Consider the following 15,651-nt stretch of genomic DNA (forward strand, 5'->3'; position numbering starts at 1 on the left):
CCCTCCGGGGGAAGGCCGGGATGGGGGCACGCACCATGCGAAACCAGTCCACAACCACAGCGCAGAAGAACGCCCGCACCCTGCGGCGCGAAATGACCGATTCCGAGCGCAAGCTCTGGTCCGGCCTGCGCATGGAACAGCTGGGCGTGAAGTTCCGTCGTCAACATCCTTTGGGCCACTACATCGCGGACTTCGCCTGCCTCGAACCGAAACTGATCGTCGAGCTCGATGGATCGCAGCATCTCGCGCAGGAAGACTACGACGCGCGGCGCGACGCCTTCTTTCGCAACCAGGGCTTCGACGTGATGCGCTTCGCGTCGAACGCTCCGTTCATTCAATTCGATGGGGTGCTGCAGGCAATTGCGAACCGGCTGCACGAGCTAACGCTGGCTGCCCCCATCCCTGCCTTCCCCCAGAGGGGGAAGGAGTAATACCCAGAAGGAGCATCCTCCATGAAGCAAATCCAAGACGCCTACATCGTCTCCGCCACCCGCACCCCCATCGGCCGCTCGCACCGCGGCTTCTTCCGCAATACGCGCCCCGACGACCTGCTCGCGACCACGCTGAAGGCGGCGCTCGCGGCGGTGCCGGGGCTCGATCCGAAGGCGATCGAGGACATCATCTGCGGCTGCGCGATACCCGAGGCGCAGCAGGGCCTCAACGTCGCGCGCATCGGCGCCGTGCTCGCTGGCCTGCCGACCAGCATCGGCGGCATCACGGTCAACCGCTTCTGCGCATCCGGCCTGTCGGCGGTGCAGATGGCGGCCGACCGCATCCGCGTCGGCGAGGCCGAGGTGATGATCGCGGCCGGCGTCGAGAGCATGAGCATGGTGCCGATGATGGGCAATTCGCCTTCGCTGTCGCCATCGATTTTCGAGCGCGACGGCGATGTCGGCATCGCCTACGGCATGGGCCTGACGGCCGAGAAGGTGGCGCAGCAGTGGAAGGTGAGCCGCGAGGCGCAGGATGCCTTCGCGCTGCAGTCGCACCAGCGCGCCCTCGCCGCGCAGCAGGCCGGCGAGTTCGCGAGCGAGATCACGCCCATCGAGGTGACGGACCGCGCGCCGAACCTCGAGACCGGCGAGGCGATTGCCAAGACCCGCACCGTGAACCTCGACGAAGGCGCGCGCCCGGACACCAGCCTCGAAGGCCTGGCGAAGCTGCGCACGGTGTTCGCCGCGCGCGGCTCGGTCACCGCGGGCAACAGCTCGCAGACCTCCGACGGCGCGGGCGCGCTGATCCTCGCGAGCGAGAAGGCCTGCAAGCAGTTCGATCTGAAGCCGCTCGCGCGCTTCGTGAGCTTCGCGAGCAAGGGCGTGCCGCCGCACATCATGGGCATCGGCCCGATCGAGGCGATTCCGGCGGCGCTGCGCTACGCGGGGCTCACGCAGGATGCGATCGACTGGATCGAGCTCAACGAAGCTTTCGCCGCGCAGTCGCTGGCGGTGATCAACACGCTGGGACTCGATCCGGCCAAGGTCAACCCGATGGGCGGCGCGATCGCGCTGGGCCATCCTCTGGGCGCGACCGGTGCCATCCGCTCGGCGACCGTGATCCATGCGCTGCAGCGCAAGAAGCTCAAGTACGGCATGGTCACGATGTGCGTGGGCATGGGGCAGGGCGCCGCCGGCATCTTCGAGCGGGTCTGACGTTCGAGCAGTGCTTGCTCGAAAAGAAAAAAAGGAGACAAGCGTGAGACAAGAGACATTGCAGCTCGCCGACGGCACGCAGCTCGCGCTGCGCATCTACGAGCCCATCGGCCCGCAGCGCGCCAGCGTCGTGATCGGCGGCGCGATGGGCGTGCGCCAGGCCTTCTACGAGCCCTTCGCGCGCTGGCTGACGCGGGAGGGCATCTGCGTCTGGACCTTCGACTACCGCGGCTCGGGCGATTCGCGGCCGGCAACGGCCGGCGCTTCGCTGCGCGGTTTCGAGGCCGATCTGTTCGACTGGGCGCGCGACTACGAAGCCGTGATCGACGCCGCCAAGGCCGCGCGCTCCGACCGGCCCCTCTACCTGCTGGGCCACAGCCTGGGCGCGCAGCTGCCGGGCTTTCTCGAACGGCCGCAGCAGGTCGACGGCCTCATCGGCATCGCGGCGGGCAGCGGCTACTGGCGCGAGAACGCGCCGCGCCTCAAGCGCAGCATCCTCTACTTCTGGTTCTTCCTGGTGCCGCTGGCCACGCGGCTCTGGGGCTACTTTCCGGGGCGCAAGTTCAGGAAGGTGGGCGACCTGCCGCGCGGCGTGATCCTGCAGTGGCGGCGCTGGTGCCTGAACCCGCGCTACAGCATGGGCGCAGAGGGCGATGCGGCGGTGCGCAGCTACGGGCGCGTGCGTTTCCCGGTGTTGGCCCTGTCGATGACCGACGACGAGCTCATGACGCTCGAGGGCACGCAAAGCTTGCTGAGTTTCTACGCCGGCGCTCCGCGTGCGATGCAGCGCATCTCGCCGGCGGACGTGCAGGCCCGGCGCATCGGTCATTTCGGCTTCTTCCGCGAGCAGTTCAGCCCGAGCCTGTGGCCGCGCCTGGCCGACAGCCTGCACCGGCTCGCGGCGCTGACCTCTGCGGCGCCGGCGGGCGTCCCGCACACGACTGCATGATCCGACGTCACGGAGGCACACTGCCATCATGAGCACACATCCTCTGGATAAGGCCCTCGCGCTCGCGCACAGCGACATCCGCGCCGGGCTTTTCACCGGCGCCACGAGCCCGGACTACTGGAACATGGTCGGGCCCTTCGGCGGCACGACCGCTGCGGTGATGCTGCAGTCGGTGCTGAAGCATCCGGAGCTGCTCGGCGCCCCGGTGGCGCTGACGGTGAACTACGCCGCGGCGCTGGAAGCAGGCGCCTTCGAGGTGCTGGCCATACCGGTGCGCACCAACCGCTCGACGCAGCACTGGACCATCCAGATGTCGCAAGCCGGCGCCGGCGGCCAGCCGCATATCACGACCACCGCGACCGCGGTCACGGCGCTGCGCCGCGAGACCTGGGGCGCCAACGACCTGCCGATGCCGCAGGTGCCGTCGCCCGAAGAGGTCGAGCGCGTGAGCATCGGCCCGGCGCGCGTGGCTTGGATCTCGCAGTACGAGATGCGTCCGATCAGCGGTGCGATCCCCACCAAGTGGGACGGCAGCGGCGATCACAGCGAAACGCGCATGTGGCTGAGGGATGCGCAGCCGCGTGCCCTCGACTTCGCCTCGCTCGCCGCCTTGAGCGACACCTTCTATCCGCGCGTCTGGCTGCGTCGCGCCAAGCCGGTGCCGATCGGCACGGTGTCGATCACGACCTACTTCCATGCCGACGCGGCACACCTGGCCGAGATCGGCTACGGCTACCTGCTGGGCCGCGCGACCGGTCAGCAGTTCCAGAACGGCTACTTCGACCAGTCGGCGCAGCTGTGGAGCGAGGCGGGCGCGTTGCTGGCGACCAGCAACCAGATCGTCTACTTCAAGGAGTGATTCGATGTCTTCTAGAAAAGCCGCCTTGATCGTCGGCGCCGGCGATGCCACCGGCGGCGCCATCGCGCGCCGCTTCGCGCGCGAGGGCTACGCGGCCTGCGTCACGCGCCGCAGCCTCGACAAGCTGCAGCCGCTGGTCGCGCAGATCGAAGCCGAAGGCGGCACCGCGCATGCCTTCGCCAGCGACGCGCGCAAGGAAGAGGAAGTGGTCGCGCTCGTCGAGCGGATCGAATCGACCATCGGGCTGATCGAGGTGCTGGTGTTCAATATTGGCGCCAACGTGCCCGAGAGCATCCTCGACGAGACCGCACGCAAGTACTTCAAGGTCTGGGAGATGGCCTGCTTCTCGGGCTTCCTGAACGGGCGCGAAGTCGCCAAGCGCATGGTGGCGCGCGAGCGCGGCACCATCCTCTTCACCGGCGCGACGGCCTCGCTGCGCGGCAGCGCGAACTTCGGTGCCTTCTCGGGCGCCAAGATGGCGCTGCGCGCGCTGGCCCAGAGCATGGCGCGCGAGCTCGGGCCGCGTGGCATCCACGTGGCGCACACGGTGATCGACGGCGCCATCGACACCGAATTCATCCGCAGCAATTTCCCCGAGCGCTATGCGCTGAAGGCGGAGGACGGCATCCTCAACCCCGAGCACATCGCCGACGCCTACTGGATGCTGCACGCGCAGCCGCGCGACGCCTGGACGCACGAGCTCGACCTGCGCCCGTGGTCCGAGAAGTTCTGAGGAGACCGGCATGACGACAACGCGATCGGTCGAGTTCTATTTCGACTTCGGCAGCCCCGCCTCCTACCTGGCCGCCACCCAGCTGCCGCACCTGTGCGCCGACACCGGCGCCGAGCTGGTGTGGAAGCCGATGCTGCTGGGCGGCGTGTTCCAGGCCACAGGCAACCAGTCGCCGGCCGCCATTCCGGCCAAGGGCCCTTACGTGTTCGAGGACCTGGCGCGTTTCGCACGTCGCTATGGCGTGCCCTTGCAGCGGAATCCGAATTTCCCGATCAACACGCTGCTGCTGATGCGTGGCGCCACCGGCATGCAGATGCGCGAGCCGGAGCGCTTTCGCGCCTACGTCGATGCCGTGTACCACGCGATGTGGGTCGAGCCGCGCAACCTCAACGACCCGGCCACGTTGGCGGCAGCCCTGGCCGAGGCCGGCTTCGACCCGGCATCGATGATCGCGCTGGCCAACGCGCAGGAGGTCAAGGATCGCCTCAAGGCCACGACGCAGGAGGCGGTCGCGCGCGGCGTCTTCGGCGCGCCCACCATGTTCGTCGGCGACCAGATGTACTGGGGCCAGGACCGGCTCGATTTCGTGCGCGAGGCACTCGGCGCCTGATCGCCCGATACTTTCATTTCTTTGAGCAAGGAACTCCCATGAGCGACATCCTCGTCCACACCGAAGCCGGTGTGATGACCCTCACCTTCAACCGCCTCGACAAGAAGAATTCCATCACGCGCGCGATGTATGCCGAGCTCGCCGATGCGCTGGCCAAGGCCGCCGAAGACGGTGCGCTGCGCGCCGTGCTGATCCAGGGCGACGCCACCATCTTCAGCGCCGGCAACGACATCGGCGACTTCCTGGAAGCGCCGCCCTCGACGCCCGAGTCGCCGGTGTTCCGCTTCCTGCATGGCATCGCGACCTTCCCGAAACCGCTCGTGGCCGCGGTCTGCGGCCCGGCCGTGGGCATCGGCACCACGATGCTGTTCCATTGCGACCTGGTCTACGCGGGCGACAACGCGGCCTTCTCGATGCCATTCGTCAACCTGGGCCTGTGTCCCGAGGCGGCCTCCAGCCTGCTGGTGCCGCAGATGCTGGGCTACCACCGCGCAGCCGAGGCGCTGCTGCTGGGCGAACCTTTCATGGCCGAGGCGGCGCTCGAAGTCGGGCTGGTCAACCGCGTTGTGCCGCCCACCGAGGCCAACGCCATCGCCCAGGCGCAGGCGCGCAAGCTGGCGGCCAAGCCGCTCACGGCCCTGATCGAAACCAAGCGCCTGATGAAGAAGTCGCAGCAGCCGGCGGTGCTCGAACGCATGGGCGAAGAGGGCCAGAGCTTCGGCCGCATGCTGCGCGAGCCGGCGGCGCGCGAGGCCTTCACGGCATTCATGGAAAAGCGGCGGCCGGATTTCTCGAAGGTTTGAGGTCGATAGGGTTCGTGCGTCCCAGCCTTATAGTGAAGGCAAAGCAATAAGAGGGAGCGCACCATGGACGTCGACAGTCCGGCCTTGTTGCCGTGCATAGAGGGCCGCATTCTCGCAATGCGCGGCCAGAAGGTCATCATCGATGCGGATCTGGCTGCGCTGTACGGCGTAACGACCAAGGCATTGAATCAGGCGATTAAGCGCAATTTGGAGCGCTTTCCTGCCGACTTCATGTTCGCGCTCACGCCGGGCGAGAAGGCCGAGGTGGTCACAAACTGTGACCACCTTCGAAACCTGAAATACTCACGAACGCTGCCGTTCGCTTTCACGGAGTACGGCGCCATCCAGGCCGCCAACGTACTCGGTTCAGCCCAAGCGTCGAGATGGGCGTCTACGTGGTGCGCACCTTCATACGCTTGCGTGAACTGGCCGTCACTCACCAAGACCTGGCCAAGCGACTTGTTGAGCTGGAGGAGAAGACGGAGTCGCTTGCGATGCAGCTCGACACTTTCAGCCGAAACACGCGCAATCAACTCCGGCAGGTCTTCGATGCTCTGCGCGAGCTGATGGTGCCGCCCGATCCGCCAAGGCGACCGATTGGATTCGTGCCTCCCAGTGACGGCAACGGGAGCAAAGAGAGGAAGAGCGGGCGAGGCCGAAAGGCGGACTAGTGCGGCTCGCTCAGTCCTTGACGATCGGCCGCGGCCGCCCGTTGTCGTCGATCGCGACATAGGTGAAGGTGGCCTCGGTCACCTTGATGTACTCGCCCTGGGCCTTGAAGCGCTCGGCGTACACCTCGACCGTGACGGTGACCGAGGTGCGCCCGATCCGCACCAGCTTCGAATAGAAGGACAGGATGTCGCCCAGCCGCACCGGCTGCTTGAAGACGAATTCGTTGACCGCGACGGTCGCCATGCGGCCCTTGGCGTAGCGCGCGGGGATCACGGAGCCGGCCAGGTCGCACTGGGCCATGACCCAGCCGCCGAAAATATCGCCGTTGGCGTTGACGTCGGCCGGCAGCGGGATCACCTTGAGCACCAGCTCCATGTCGGTGGGCAGGCTCTTGAGGGTGGCAGCCACATTGGCGCTTGGAGATTCGGACATGGGCACAATCTGAGAACAACAAACAGCCACGATTGTCTCCGATGCGCCGCAGCGGCGAAGCCCTTTCCTCCCCCCATCATGCCTCCGCGGGCCAGCCCGCGCGCAGCGACCGCTCCGACTGGGCCACGCTGCGCCGTCTGTTCCCCTACCTCTGGCGCTACAAGTGGCGCGTGATGGCCGCGCTCGCCTTCATGGTGGGCGCCAAGGTGGCCAACGTCGGCGTGCCGGTGCTGCTCAAGAACCTGGTCGACACCATGACGCCCAAGCCCGACATGGCGCAGGCACTGCTGGTGGTGCCGATCGCGCTGCTGGTGGCCTACGGGCTGCTGCGCTTCTCGACCTCGCTGTTCGGCGAGCTGCGCGAGCTGGTCTTCGCCAAGGCGACCGAGGGCGCGGCGCGCAGCATCTCGCTGGAGGTGTTCCGGCACCTGCATGCGCTGTCGCTGCGCTTCCATCTCGAGCGGCAGACCGGGGGCATGACGCGCGACATCGAGCGCGGCACGCGCGGCGTGCACTCGCTGATCTCGATGTCGCTCTACAGCATCGTGCCGACCATCATCGAGCTGACGCTGGTGCTGACCATCCTGGGCGTCAAGTTCGATTCGCTCTTCGTCTGGATCACCGCGGTCGCGCTGCTGCTCTACATCGTCTTCACCGTCACGGTGACGGAGTGGCGCACGCAGTTCCGCAAGACCATGAACGAGCTCGACTCGGTGGCTCAGAGCCGCGCCGTCGATTCCTTGCTGAACTACGAGACCGTCAAGTACTTCAACAACGAGGAGTTCGAGGCCGGGCGCTACGACGCCAGCCTGGACCGCTACCGGAAGGCGGCCATCAAGAGCCAGCGCACGCTCTCCCTGCTCAATACCGGCCAGCAGCTGCTGATCGCGGTCAGCCTGGTGCTGATGCTGTGGCGCGCGACGGCCGGCGTGGTCGAGGGACGCATGACCTTGGGCGACCTGGTGATGGTCAACGCCTTCATGATCCAGCTCTACATCCCGCTCAACTTCCTGGGTGTGATCTATCGCGAGATCAAGCAGAGCCTGACCGACCTCGACAAGATGTTCGTGCTGATGGAAAAGGAGCGCGAGGTGCGCGATGCGCCCGATGCGAAGCCCTTGGCCGGCATCGATTCGACCGTGCGCTTCGAGGACGTGAGCTTCGCCTACGAGCCCGCGCGCCCGATCCTCAAGCACGTGAGCTTCGAGATTCCGGCCGGCAAGACGGTGGCGGTGGTCGGCCCCTCGGGCTCGGGCAAGTCCACGCTCGCGCGTCTTCTCTACCGCTTCTACGACGTCGGCATCGAGCCCCCGCGGTCGCCCGCTGCGCGTGGCTCCCTGCCCCCCGAGGGGGGCGCCCCCGGCTTGGGGCGGCCCGGCGCCGGCGGGGGGCGCATCACCATCGGCGGCGAAGACATCCGCGAGGTCACGCAGGCGAGCGTCAGGCAGGCCATCGGCATCGTGCCGCAGGACACCGTGCTCTTCAACGACACCATCGAATACAACATCGCGTACGGTCGCCCGGGTGCCAGCCGCGCCGAGGTGGAAGAGGCCGCGCGCGCGGCGCGCATCCACGACTTCATTGCAAGCACGCCGAAGGGCTACGAAACCATGGTCGGCGAGCGCGGCCTCAAGCTCTCGGGCGGCGAGAAGCAGCGCGTGGCGATCGCGCGCACGCTGCTCAAGAACCCTCCGATCGTGATCTTCGACGAGGCCACCTCGGCGCTCGACTCGGCCAACGAGCGCGCGATCCAGTTCGAGCTCAAGAGCGCCGCGCGCAACAAGACCACGCTGGTGATCGCGCACCGCCTCTCGACGGTGGTCGACGCGCACGAGATCCTCGTACTCGAAGGCGGCGTGATCGTCGAGCGCGGCACGCATGCGGCCCTGCTCGCACGGAAGGGCAAGTACGCGCAGATGTGGGCCTTGCAGAAGATCGAGGCCCAGCCCGTTCTTTGAACCTCTTTATCGATCCAGGAGCCATTCGAGAATGCCGGAAAAGATTCCCCTGCTGGTGCTCAACAGCCTGTCGAGCGCCCACCAGGCCCAGATCGCCGCGGTCTACGACATGACTTACGCGCCCACGCAGGCCGAGCGCGCAGCGGCCATCGCCGCGAACGGCGCGAAGTACCGCGCGGTGCTGACCATCGGCGTGATCGGCCTCACGCCCCAGGAGTTGGCGGCGATGCCGAAGGTGGAGCTCATCTGCGCGATGGGCGCCGGCTACGAGGGCTTGCCGCTCGAGGCGGCGCGTGCACGCGGCATCGCGCTCGCCAACGGCGCCGGCACCAACGACGACTGCGTGGCCGACCACGCCTTCGGCCTCCTGATCGGCGCGGTGCGCGGCATCCGCACGCTCGACCGGCTGTGCCGCGAGGGCGTGTGGCGCGAAGAGATTCCGCAGCCGCCCAATGTCTCGGGCAAGCGGCTGGGCATCCTGGGCCTGGGCACCATCGGCCAGAAGATCGCCAAGCGCGCCGTGGGCTTCGACATGGAGATCGGCTACCACAACCGCAAGCCGCGCGAGGGCGCGGCGCACCGCTACTTCGAAAGCCTGAAGGCCCTGGCCGAATGGTGCGACGTGCTGGTGATCGCGACGCCGGGCGGGCCGGGCACGCGGCACATGGTCGATGCCGGAATTCTCGATGCGCTGGGGCCGCAGGGCTTCCTGGTCAATATCTCGCGCGGCAGCGTGGTCGACACCGATGCGCTCGCCGCCGCGCTGCGCGACAGGCGCATCGCCGGCGCCGGCATCGACGTCTACGAAAGCGAGCCGAAGCGCCCCGAACCGCTGATCGGCCTCGACAACGTGCTGCTCACGCCGCACATGGCGGGCTGGTCGCCGGAGGCGACGCGGGCCTCGGTGAACCGCTTCATGGCCAATGCCGAAGGGCATTTCGCGGGGCGCGGCGTGGTGTCGCCCATATAGGGCAGACACGGCCGCCGCCGGGCCGCAGACATAATCGGCTTCCATGGAAACCAAGTGGCTTGAAGACTTCGTCAGCCTTGCCGAGACCCGCAGCTTCAGCCGCTCGGCCCAATTGCGCCACGTGACGCAGCCCGCCTTCTCGCGCCGCATCCAGGCGCTCGAAGGCTGGGCCGGCACCGACCTTGTCGATCGCAGCTCCTACCCCACGCGCCTCACGCCTGCCGGCCAGACCTTGTACGGGCAGGCCATCGAGATGCTGCAGGCGCTGCAAAGCACGCGCGCCATGCTGCGCGGCCACTCGGCCGCCGCGCAGGACGTGATCGAGTTCGCGGTGCCGCACACGCTGGCTTTCACCTTCTTTCCGGCCTGGGTCACGAGCCTGCGCGAACAGTTCGGGCCGATGAAGAGCCGGCTCATCGCACTCAACGTGCATGACGCGGTGCTGCGGCTGGTCGAAGGCAGCTGCGACCTGCTGATCGCCTACAACCATCCCTCGCAGCCGCTGCCGCTGGATGCCACCCGCTACGAGATGGTGAGCCTCGGCCAGGAAGTGGTCGCGCCCTGGGTCAAGCCCGATGCCGACGGCGCGCCGCGCTATCGCCTGCCGGGCCGGCCCGGCCAGCCGCTGCCTTACCTGGGCTATGCGCCGGGCGCCTATCTCGGCCGCGTGGTCGACCAGCTGCTCAAGGAGTCCGGCACCGCCATCCATCTCGATCGCGTCTACGAGACCGACATGGCCGAAGGCCTCAAGGTGATGGCGCTCGAAGGCCATGGCATCGCCTTCCTGCCGCAGAGCGCGGTGCGAAGAGAAGTGCGCGCCCGGACGCTGGTGAGTGCATTGCCGCCCGAGATCGAGAGTCTCGAAGCGACGATGGAGATCCGCGCCTATCGCGAGCGGCCGGCCGCATCGACGCCTGCCAAGGCCGGTGCGCGTGCGGTTAAGAACGAAGCCGCCGACCCGCGGGCCAAGGGCACGGTCGAGGCGCTGTGGGCCTATCTGGTCGGGACCCAGCCGGCGTCTTGAACGGCTGCAGTTTCTTGTGCACTGCACAAATCTATGACGCCGCGGCATGCCGAGCTCCGCATTGCGCATTTGCCTCCGCATGATCGGCGCTCTACAGTCGGGCCCCAAGATTTGCTGTCGCACACGGTTTTGATGCACGCGTCCGCGCGTGCTTTTTTTTAGCCGGGCCTTCGGGCACAAAGGCTGCTTAGTCGAATGCGATCACAGCGAAACTCACGCAACGCACCAGCGCGGAACTCCTGCACACTCGGCGTGTCCGCCGCCGGTGCAGAGCGCACCGGGTTGGTCCGGGTATTCCCGCAAAACGTGAATGTCTAGAATTTCGTTGTATCTCTCTCAGTCACTCAGGAGTTCTCTATATGAAGAAGCAAGTATTGGCAATGGCAGTGATGGCGCTCGTCGCGGGCGGCGCTTTCGCGCAAGCCAATGACACTCTGGCGAAGATCAAGGCCTCTGGCGTCATCACCGAGGGCGTGCGCGAGTCCTCCGGTCTTTCTTACACGCTGGGTGGCGGCCAGTACACCGGCTTCCACTACGACATCTGCGCCAACATCATCAAGGACATCGAGAAGGCCGTCGGCAAGAAGCTGGAAGTCAAGTACCAGCCCGTGACCTCGCAGAACCGCATTCCCCTGGTGCAGAACGGCACCGTCGACCTCGAGTGCGGCTCGACCACCAACAACGCCACGCGCCAGAAGGACGTCGCCTTCGCCGTCACCACCTACGTCGAGGAAGTGCGCATCGCCGTCAAGGCCAACTCGGGCATCAACAAGATCGCCGACCTGAACGGCAAGACCGTTGCCACCACCACCGGCACCACCTCGGTCCAGACTCTGCGCAAGAACGAACGCGCCACCGGCGTCGACTTCAAGGAGCTCTACGGCAAGGACCACTCCGACAGCTTCCTGCTGCTCGAATCGGGCCGCGCGGATGCCTTCGTGATGGACGGCTCGATCCTCGCCTCCAACATCGCCAAGTCGAAGAACCCGGCCGACTACAAGATCGTCGGCGAAGTCCTGAGCGTCGAGCCGATCGCGATCATGATGCGCAAGGACGACCCGGCCTTCAAGAAGGTGGTCGACGACAGCATCAAGGCGCAGATCAAGTCCGGCGAGCTCAACAAGCTCTGGGACAAGTGGTTCCTGCAGCCGATCCCGCCGTCGAACGTCAAGATCGGCCTGGCCCTGTCGGACGCCACCAAGAACGCGTGGGCGAATCCGAACGACAAGCCGATGGAAGACTACGTCGTCAAGAAGTAAATTCCGCGCCCGTCACCGCGCGCAACGCCCGCCGCACCCGGCGGGCGTTTGTTTTAACGCCCAACAGAACAATCAGGTAGAGAAGGAGAGTCCCGATGGGATCGAACTGGGATTGGCAGGTCTTCTTGCAAGACCCCGGGGGGAAGTACCCGACGTACTGGGAATGGATGCTGTCGGCCTGGGGCTGGACCGTGTCCGTGGCCCTCTTGGCGTTGATCGTGGCGCTCGTGCTGGGCTCGCTGATCGGCATCATCCGCACCTTGCCCGACAGCCCCTGGCTGATCCGCTTCGGCAACGCATGGGTCGAGCTCTTCCGCAACATCCCGCTCCTGGTGCAGATCTTCCTCTGGTACCACGTCATCCCGGCCATGGTCCCGGTCCTGAAGGATGTGCCGAGCTTCATCCTGGTGGTGCTCGCGCTGGGCTTCTTCACCTCGGCGCGGATCGCCGAGCAAGTGCGCTCCGGCATCCAGGCGCTGCCCAAGGGCCAGCGCTATGCGGGCATGGCGGTGGGCTTCACCACGCCGCAGTACTACCGCTACGTGATCCTGCCGATGGCCTACCGCATCATCATCCCGCCGCTCACCAGCGAGACGATGAACATCTTCAAGAACTCGTCGGTCGCCTTCGCGGTGTCGGTGACCGAACTCACCATGTTCGCGATGCAGGCGCAGGAAGAAACCTCGCGCGGCATCGAGGTCTACCTGGCGGTCACCGCGCTGTATGTGATCTCGGCCTTCACGATCAACCGGCTGATGGCCTTCATCGAGAAGAAGACCCGCGTGCCGGGCTTCATCGTCTCGGCCGGCGGCGGAGGACACTAGAAATGACACTCACCCCCATGCTTGCCCGCTTCGTGTGGCCGCAGCCCCCCTCACCAGGGGCAACACCAGCGGCCCGACAAAGCCGGCTCCGCGGTGTTCCTGAAACAGACCTCGCACTTGCTGCGTCGTCGGCGACATTGGATGCCATGGAGTCCCAGCGATGATGAATTTGGATCTTTCGTTCTACAACTGGGACGTCATCAGCAACTTCGTCGTCAAGGGCTTCTACTTCAGCATCATGCTGACCATCGTCGCCACCATCGGTGGCGTGATCTTCGGCACCATCCTGGCGCTGATGCGGCTGTCGGGCAAGAAGTGGCTCGATGCACCCGCGGCCATCTACGTCAACGGCATGCGCAGCATTCCGCTGGTAATGGTGATCCTGTGGTTCTTCCTCCTGGTGCCGGGCTCGTTCTACGCCTCCTTCGGCGCGGTGGGCAGCAACTACCGCTCCGAGATCTCGGCCGTGATCACCTTCATCGCCTTCGAGGCGGCCTACTTCAGCGAGATCATGCGCGCGGGCATCCAGTCGATCCCGCGCGGCCAGGTCTACGCCGGCCAGGCGGTGGGCATGACCTACGGCCAGAACATGAAGCTGGTGATCCTGCCGCAGGCCTTCCGCAACATGCTGCCGGTGCTGCTCACGCAGACCATCATCCTGTTCCAGGACACCTCGCTGGTCTATGCCATCGGCGCCTACGACATGCTCAAGGGCTTCGAGACCGCCGGCAAGAACTTCGGCCGCCCGATCGAGGCCTACCTGCTCGCGGCGGTCGTGTACTTCATCATGTGTTATGCCTTGTCCTGGCTGGTCAAACGCCTGCACAAGAAAATCGCGATCATTCGCTGAGGAGAGAAAAGATGGCCGACAAAATGATCGAAATCAAGAACGTTTCCAAGTGGTATGGCCCGGTGCAGGTGCTCCAGGACTGCTCGGTCGACATCGCCAAGGGCGACGTGGTCGTGGTGTGCGGGCCCTCGGGTTCCGGCAAGTCCACGCTGATCAAGACAGTGAACGCGCTCGAGCCCTTTCAGAAGGGCGAGATCACGGTCAACGGCATCCCGCTGCACGACCCCAAGACCAACCTGCCGAAGCTGCGCTCCAAGGTCGGCATGGTGTTCCAGCATTTCGAGCTGTTCCCGCACCTGTCGGTCACCGAGAACCTCACGATCGCGCAGATCAAGGTGCTCGGCCGCAGCGCAGACGAAGCCAAGACCCGCGGTTTGAAGATGCTCGACCGCGTGGGCCTGATGGCGCACAAGGACAAGTACCCCGGCCAGCTCTCCGGCGGCCAGCAGCAGCGCGTGGCCATCGCCCGCGCGCTCAGCATGGACCCGATCGTGATGCTGTTCGACGAGCCCACTTCCGCGCTCGACCCCGAGATGGTCGGCGAAGTGCTCGACGTGATGGTGGCGCTGGCCAAGGAAGGCATGACCATGATGGTGGTCACGCACGAGATGGGCTTTGCCCGCAAGGTGGCCAACCGGGTGATCTTCATCGACGTCGGCGGGCGCATCCTCGAGGACTGCTCGAAGGACGAGTTCTTCAGCCATCCGGAAAACCGGCAGCCGCGGACCAAGGATTTCCTGAACAAGATCCTGGCGCACTGAGCGCGCGTTCTCAAGAAAAAGCCCCGCGGCGCGGGGCTTTTTTGTTCCAGGGGTGCCGCCGATCCGGCTTTGCCGGTCGGCAGGCGCCGCCCCCGGTAGGGGGTGGCGAAGCGACACGCAGTGCGCGAAGCCTGGGGGCGAGCCTACTTCTTGCGGCTAGCAATCGCCTGCTCGGCCTTCGTCACCAGCTCGTTCCCGATCGTCGGCTTCCACTTCGCATACACCGGCCGCGTCGCCTTCACGAAGGCCTCGCGCTCGGCCGGCGACAGTTTCGTGATCGTCACGCCGAGCGCGGCGATGTCCTTGAGCAGGGGCTGGTCGGGTTCTACGAGCCCCTTGCGCGCGATGGCGATCTCTTCCTTGCCGGCGTCGATCGCCGCCTGGCGCACGATCGCCTGGTCGGCCGGTGTCCACGAGTTCCAGACCTCCTTGTTGACCACGAAGACCAGCGGATCGGCCACGTAGCCCCACATCGTCACGTTCTTCTGGCCCACGGTGTGCAGCTTGGCTGCGGTGAAGATCGACATCGGGTTCTCCTGCCCGTCGACCGCGCCGCTGGCAAAGGCGGGCTGCGCATCGGCCCAGCTCATCTGCGTGGGATTGGCGCCCAGCGCGGTGAAGGTGTCGACGAAGAGCGGCGAGCCCACCACGCGGATCTTCAGGCCCTTCAGGTCTTCCGGCGTCTTGATGGGCCGCTTGGAATTCGTGATCTCGCGGTAGCCGTTCTCGCCCCAGGCGAGCGGCACCACGCCGGCCTTCTCGAGCGTCGCGAAGATGTCCTTGCCCACCTGGCCTTGCGTCAGCGCATCCACCGCCGCGTAGTCGGGCATCAAGAAGGGCAGCGAGAACAGATTGAGCTGCTTGACCTGCGGCGACCAGTTGATGGTCGAGCCGATGGCCATGTCGATCACGCCCTGGCGCAGCGCGCTGAATTCGCGCGTCTGGTCGCCCTGGATCAGCGAGACGCCGGGGTAGAGCTTGATGTTGATGCGGCCCTGGGTTCGCTCGCGAACCAGATTGGCCCAGATCTCTCCGCCCTTGCCCCAGGGGAAGGCGGTGCCGACCACGAGCGACATCTTGTATTCGGACTTGTAGGTCTGCGCCGGTGCGGCCGCAGAGAAGCCGCCGAGCGTGGCGGCGACGGCCAAGAGGCCGAGCAGGGAACGACGAAGTTTCATGGGTCTGTCTCCTTTAAAAAAAATGCGGACGCCGCCGGGCCGCCCCAAGGCGGCCGCGCCTCCCCCTTGGGGGGTGGAGTTACACGCAGCGAAGCGAAGTGAAAAGTCGGGGGGCATTTT

At 66.1% G+C, this 15,651-nt stretch carries 17 protein-coding genes; 15 read left to right on the top strand and 2 right to left on the bottom strand.

Going from position 1 to position 15,651, the window contains the following annotated elements:
- The first annotated feature begins 20 nt into the window (after window positions 1-20).
- The 8 genes from EJI01_RS10855 (at window position 21) to EJI01_RS10890 (ending at window position 6,170) form a co-directional block, all read left to right on the top strand.
- Entirely contained in the window at window positions 21-431 is a 411-nt protein-coding gene (locus EJI01_RS10855; protein ID WP_260602407.1) for an endonuclease domain-containing protein, read from the top strand.
- Between the two features lie 21 nt (window positions 432-452).
- The gene (locus EJI01_RS10860) at window positions 453-1,649 is read left to right on the top strand and encodes an acetyl-CoA C-acyltransferase (protein WP_126837120.1); all 1,197 of its coding nucleotides are present in this window, start codon (window positions 453-455) and stop codon (window positions 1,647-1,649) included.
- Window positions 1,650-1,692: 43 nt separating this feature from the next.
- On the top strand, window positions 1,693-2,598 hold the full coding sequence (locus EJI01_RS10865; RefSeq protein WP_185878900.1) for an alpha/beta fold hydrolase: 906 nt from the start codon (window positions 1,693-1,695) through the stop codon (window positions 2,596-2,598).
- 28 nt (window positions 2,599-2,626) lie between these two features.
- Window positions 2,627-3,457, top strand: a complete 831-nt coding sequence (locus EJI01_RS10870) for a thioesterase family protein (RefSeq protein WP_185878901.1) — start codon at window positions 2,627-2,629, stop codon at window positions 3,455-3,457.
- Between the two features lie 4 nt (window positions 3,458-3,461).
- Window positions 3,462-4,190 (top strand): SDR family oxidoreductase, encoded by a 729-nt coding sequence (locus tag EJI01_RS10875; protein ID WP_126837123.1) that lies wholly within the window; start codon window positions 3,462-3,464, stop codon window positions 4,188-4,190.
- Between the two features lie 10 nt (window positions 4,191-4,200).
- Window positions 4,201-4,800, top strand: coding sequence for a 2-hydroxychromene-2-carboxylate isomerase (locus EJI01_RS10880; protein ID WP_126837124.1), 600 nt, complete (start codon window positions 4,201-4,203; stop codon window positions 4,798-4,800).
- A 38-nt stretch (window positions 4,801-4,838) separates the two neighbouring features.
- Window positions 4,839-5,603 (top strand): enoyl-CoA hydratase, encoded by a 765-nt coding sequence (locus EJI01_RS10885; RefSeq protein ID WP_126837125.1) that lies wholly within the window; start codon window positions 4,839-4,841, stop codon window positions 5,601-5,603.
- Window positions 5,604-5,666: 63 nt separating this feature from the next.
- Window positions 5,667-6,170 (top strand): ORF6N domain-containing protein, encoded by a 504-nt coding sequence (locus EJI01_RS10890; RefSeq protein WP_260602408.1) that lies wholly within the window; start codon window positions 5,667-5,669, stop codon window positions 6,168-6,170.
- Window positions 6,171-6,284: 114 nt separating this feature from the next.
- Here the strand turns inward: EJI01_RS10890 and EJI01_RS10895 are convergent, their stop codons facing one another.
- Window positions 6,285-6,707, bottom strand: a complete 423-nt coding sequence (locus EJI01_RS10895) for an acyl-CoA thioesterase (protein ID WP_126837126.1) — start codon at window positions 6,705-6,707, stop codon at window positions 6,285-6,287.
- A 41-nt stretch (window positions 6,708-6,748) separates the two neighbouring features.
- On the opposite strand from EJI01_RS10895, the gene EJI01_RS10900 reads away from it, so the two are divergent.
- From EJI01_RS10900 to EJI01_RS10930, 7 genes are all read left to right on the top strand, one after another.
- Window positions 6,749-8,665 (top strand): ABCB family ABC transporter ATP-binding protein/permease, encoded by a 1,917-nt coding sequence (locus EJI01_RS10900; protein ID WP_126837127.1) that lies wholly within the window; start codon window positions 6,749-6,751, stop codon window positions 8,663-8,665.
- A 31-nt stretch (window positions 8,666-8,696) separates the two neighbouring features.
- A complete protein-coding gene (locus tag EJI01_RS10905; protein ID WP_126837128.1) occupies window positions 8,697-9,635 on the top strand; it encodes a 2-hydroxyacid dehydrogenase in 939 nt (312 codons plus the stop codon).
- A 43-nt stretch (window positions 9,636-9,678) separates the two neighbouring features.
- Window positions 9,679-10,659, top strand: coding sequence for a LysR substrate-binding domain-containing protein (locus EJI01_RS10910; protein ID WP_126837129.1), 981 nt, complete (start codon window positions 9,679-9,681; stop codon window positions 10,657-10,659).
- A gap of 359 nt (window positions 10,660-11,018) precedes the next feature.
- A complete protein-coding gene (locus tag EJI01_RS10915) occupies window positions 11,019-11,918 on the top strand; it encodes a transporter substrate-binding domain-containing protein (protein WP_126837130.1) in 900 nt (299 codons plus the stop codon).
- Window positions 11,919-12,013: 95 nt separating this feature from the next.
- Window positions 12,014-12,742 (top strand): amino acid ABC transporter permease, encoded by a 729-nt coding sequence (locus EJI01_RS10920; RefSeq protein ID WP_126837131.1) that lies wholly within the window; start codon window positions 12,014-12,016, stop codon window positions 12,740-12,742.
- A gap of 160 nt (window positions 12,743-12,902) precedes the next feature.
- Window positions 12,903-13,592: an amino acid ABC transporter permease gene (locus EJI01_RS10925; protein ID WP_126837132.1), complete on the top strand. Its 690-nt coding sequence runs from the start codon at window positions 12,903-12,905 to the stop codon at window positions 13,590-13,592.
- A gap of 23 nt (window positions 13,593-13,615) precedes the next feature.
- Window positions 13,616-14,353 (top strand): amino acid ABC transporter ATP-binding protein, encoded by a 738-nt coding sequence (locus EJI01_RS10930; protein ID WP_126837301.1) that lies wholly within the window; start codon window positions 13,616-13,618, stop codon window positions 14,351-14,353.
- A 143-nt stretch (window positions 14,354-14,496) separates the two neighbouring features.
- Here EJI01_RS10930 and EJI01_RS10935 read toward each other — a convergent pair whose 3' ends face one another.
- Window positions 14,497-15,531, bottom strand: a complete 1,035-nt coding sequence (locus tag EJI01_RS10935; RefSeq protein ID WP_126837133.1) for a DctP family TRAP transporter solute-binding subunit — start codon at window positions 15,529-15,531, stop codon at window positions 14,497-14,499.
- Window positions 15,532-15,651 lie beyond the last annotated feature (120 nt).

It is taken from the genome of Variovorax sp. MHTC-1, from assembly GCF_003984645.1.
Classification (GTDB): Bacteria; Pseudomonadota; Gammaproteobacteria; order Burkholderiales; family Burkholderiaceae_C; genus Variovorax.

What these genes read in the sequence shown, in the direction of transcription:
- EJI01_RS10915 (WP_126837130.1), top strand. Translation starts at nt 11,019, where the DNA reads ATGAAGAAGCAAGTATTGGCAATGGCAGTGATGGCGCTCGTCGCGGGC.
- EJI01_RS10925 (WP_126837132.1), top strand. Translation starts at nt 12,903, where the DNA reads ATGATGAATTTGGATCTTTCGTTCTACAACTGGGACGTCATCAGCAAC.
- EJI01_RS10905 (WP_126837128.1), top strand. Translation starts at nt 8,697, where the DNA reads ATGCCGGAAAAGATTCCCCTGCTGGTGCTCAACAGCCTGTCGAGCGCC.
- EJI01_RS10930 (WP_126837301.1), top strand. Translation starts at nt 13,616, where the DNA reads ATGATCGAAATCAAGAACGTTTCCAAGTGGTATGGCCCGGTGCAGGTG.
- EJI01_RS10875 (WP_126837123.1), top strand. Translation starts at nt 3,462, where the DNA reads ATGTCTTCTAGAAAAGCCGCCTTGATCGTCGGCGCCGGCGATGCCACC.
- EJI01_RS10890 (WP_260602408.1), top strand. Translation starts at nt 5,667, where the DNA reads ATGGACGTCGACAGTCCGGCCTTGTTGCCGTGCATAGAGGGCCGCATT.
- EJI01_RS10870 (WP_185878901.1), top strand. Translation starts at nt 2,627, where the DNA reads ATGAGCACACATCCTCTGGATAAGGCCCTCGCGCTCGCGCACAGCGAC.
- EJI01_RS10885 (WP_126837125.1), top strand. Translation starts at nt 4,839, where the DNA reads ATGAGCGACATCCTCGTCCACACCGAAGCCGGTGTGATGACCCTCACC.
- EJI01_RS10900 (WP_126837127.1), top strand. Translation starts at nt 6,749, where the DNA reads ATGCGCCGCAGCGGCGAAGCCCTTTCCTCCCCCCATCATGCCTCCGCG.
- EJI01_RS10880 (WP_126837124.1), top strand. Translation starts at nt 4,201, where the DNA reads ATGACGACAACGCGATCGGTCGAGTTCTATTTCGACTTCGGCAGCCCC.
- EJI01_RS10910 (WP_126837129.1), top strand. Translation starts at nt 9,679, where the DNA reads ATGGAAACCAAGTGGCTTGAAGACTTCGTCAGCCTTGCCGAGACCCGC.
- EJI01_RS10920 (WP_126837131.1), top strand. Translation starts at nt 12,014, where the DNA reads ATGGGATCGAACTGGGATTGGCAGGTCTTCTTGCAAGACCCCGGGGGG.
- EJI01_RS10935 (WP_126837133.1), bottom strand. Translation starts at nt 15,531, where the DNA reads ATGAAACTTCGTCGTTCCCTGCTCGGCCTCTTGGCCGTCGCCGCCACG.
- EJI01_RS10895 (WP_126837126.1), bottom strand. Translation starts at nt 6,707, where the DNA reads ATGTCCGAATCTCCAAGCGCCAATGTGGCTGCCACCCTCAAGAGCCTG.
- EJI01_RS10855 (WP_260602407.1), top strand. Translation starts at nt 21, where the DNA reads ATGGGGGCACGCACCATGCGAAACCAGTCCACAACCACAGCGCAGAAG.
- EJI01_RS10860 (WP_126837120.1), top strand. Translation starts at nt 453, where the DNA reads ATGAAGCAAATCCAAGACGCCTACATCGTCTCCGCCACCCGCACCCCC.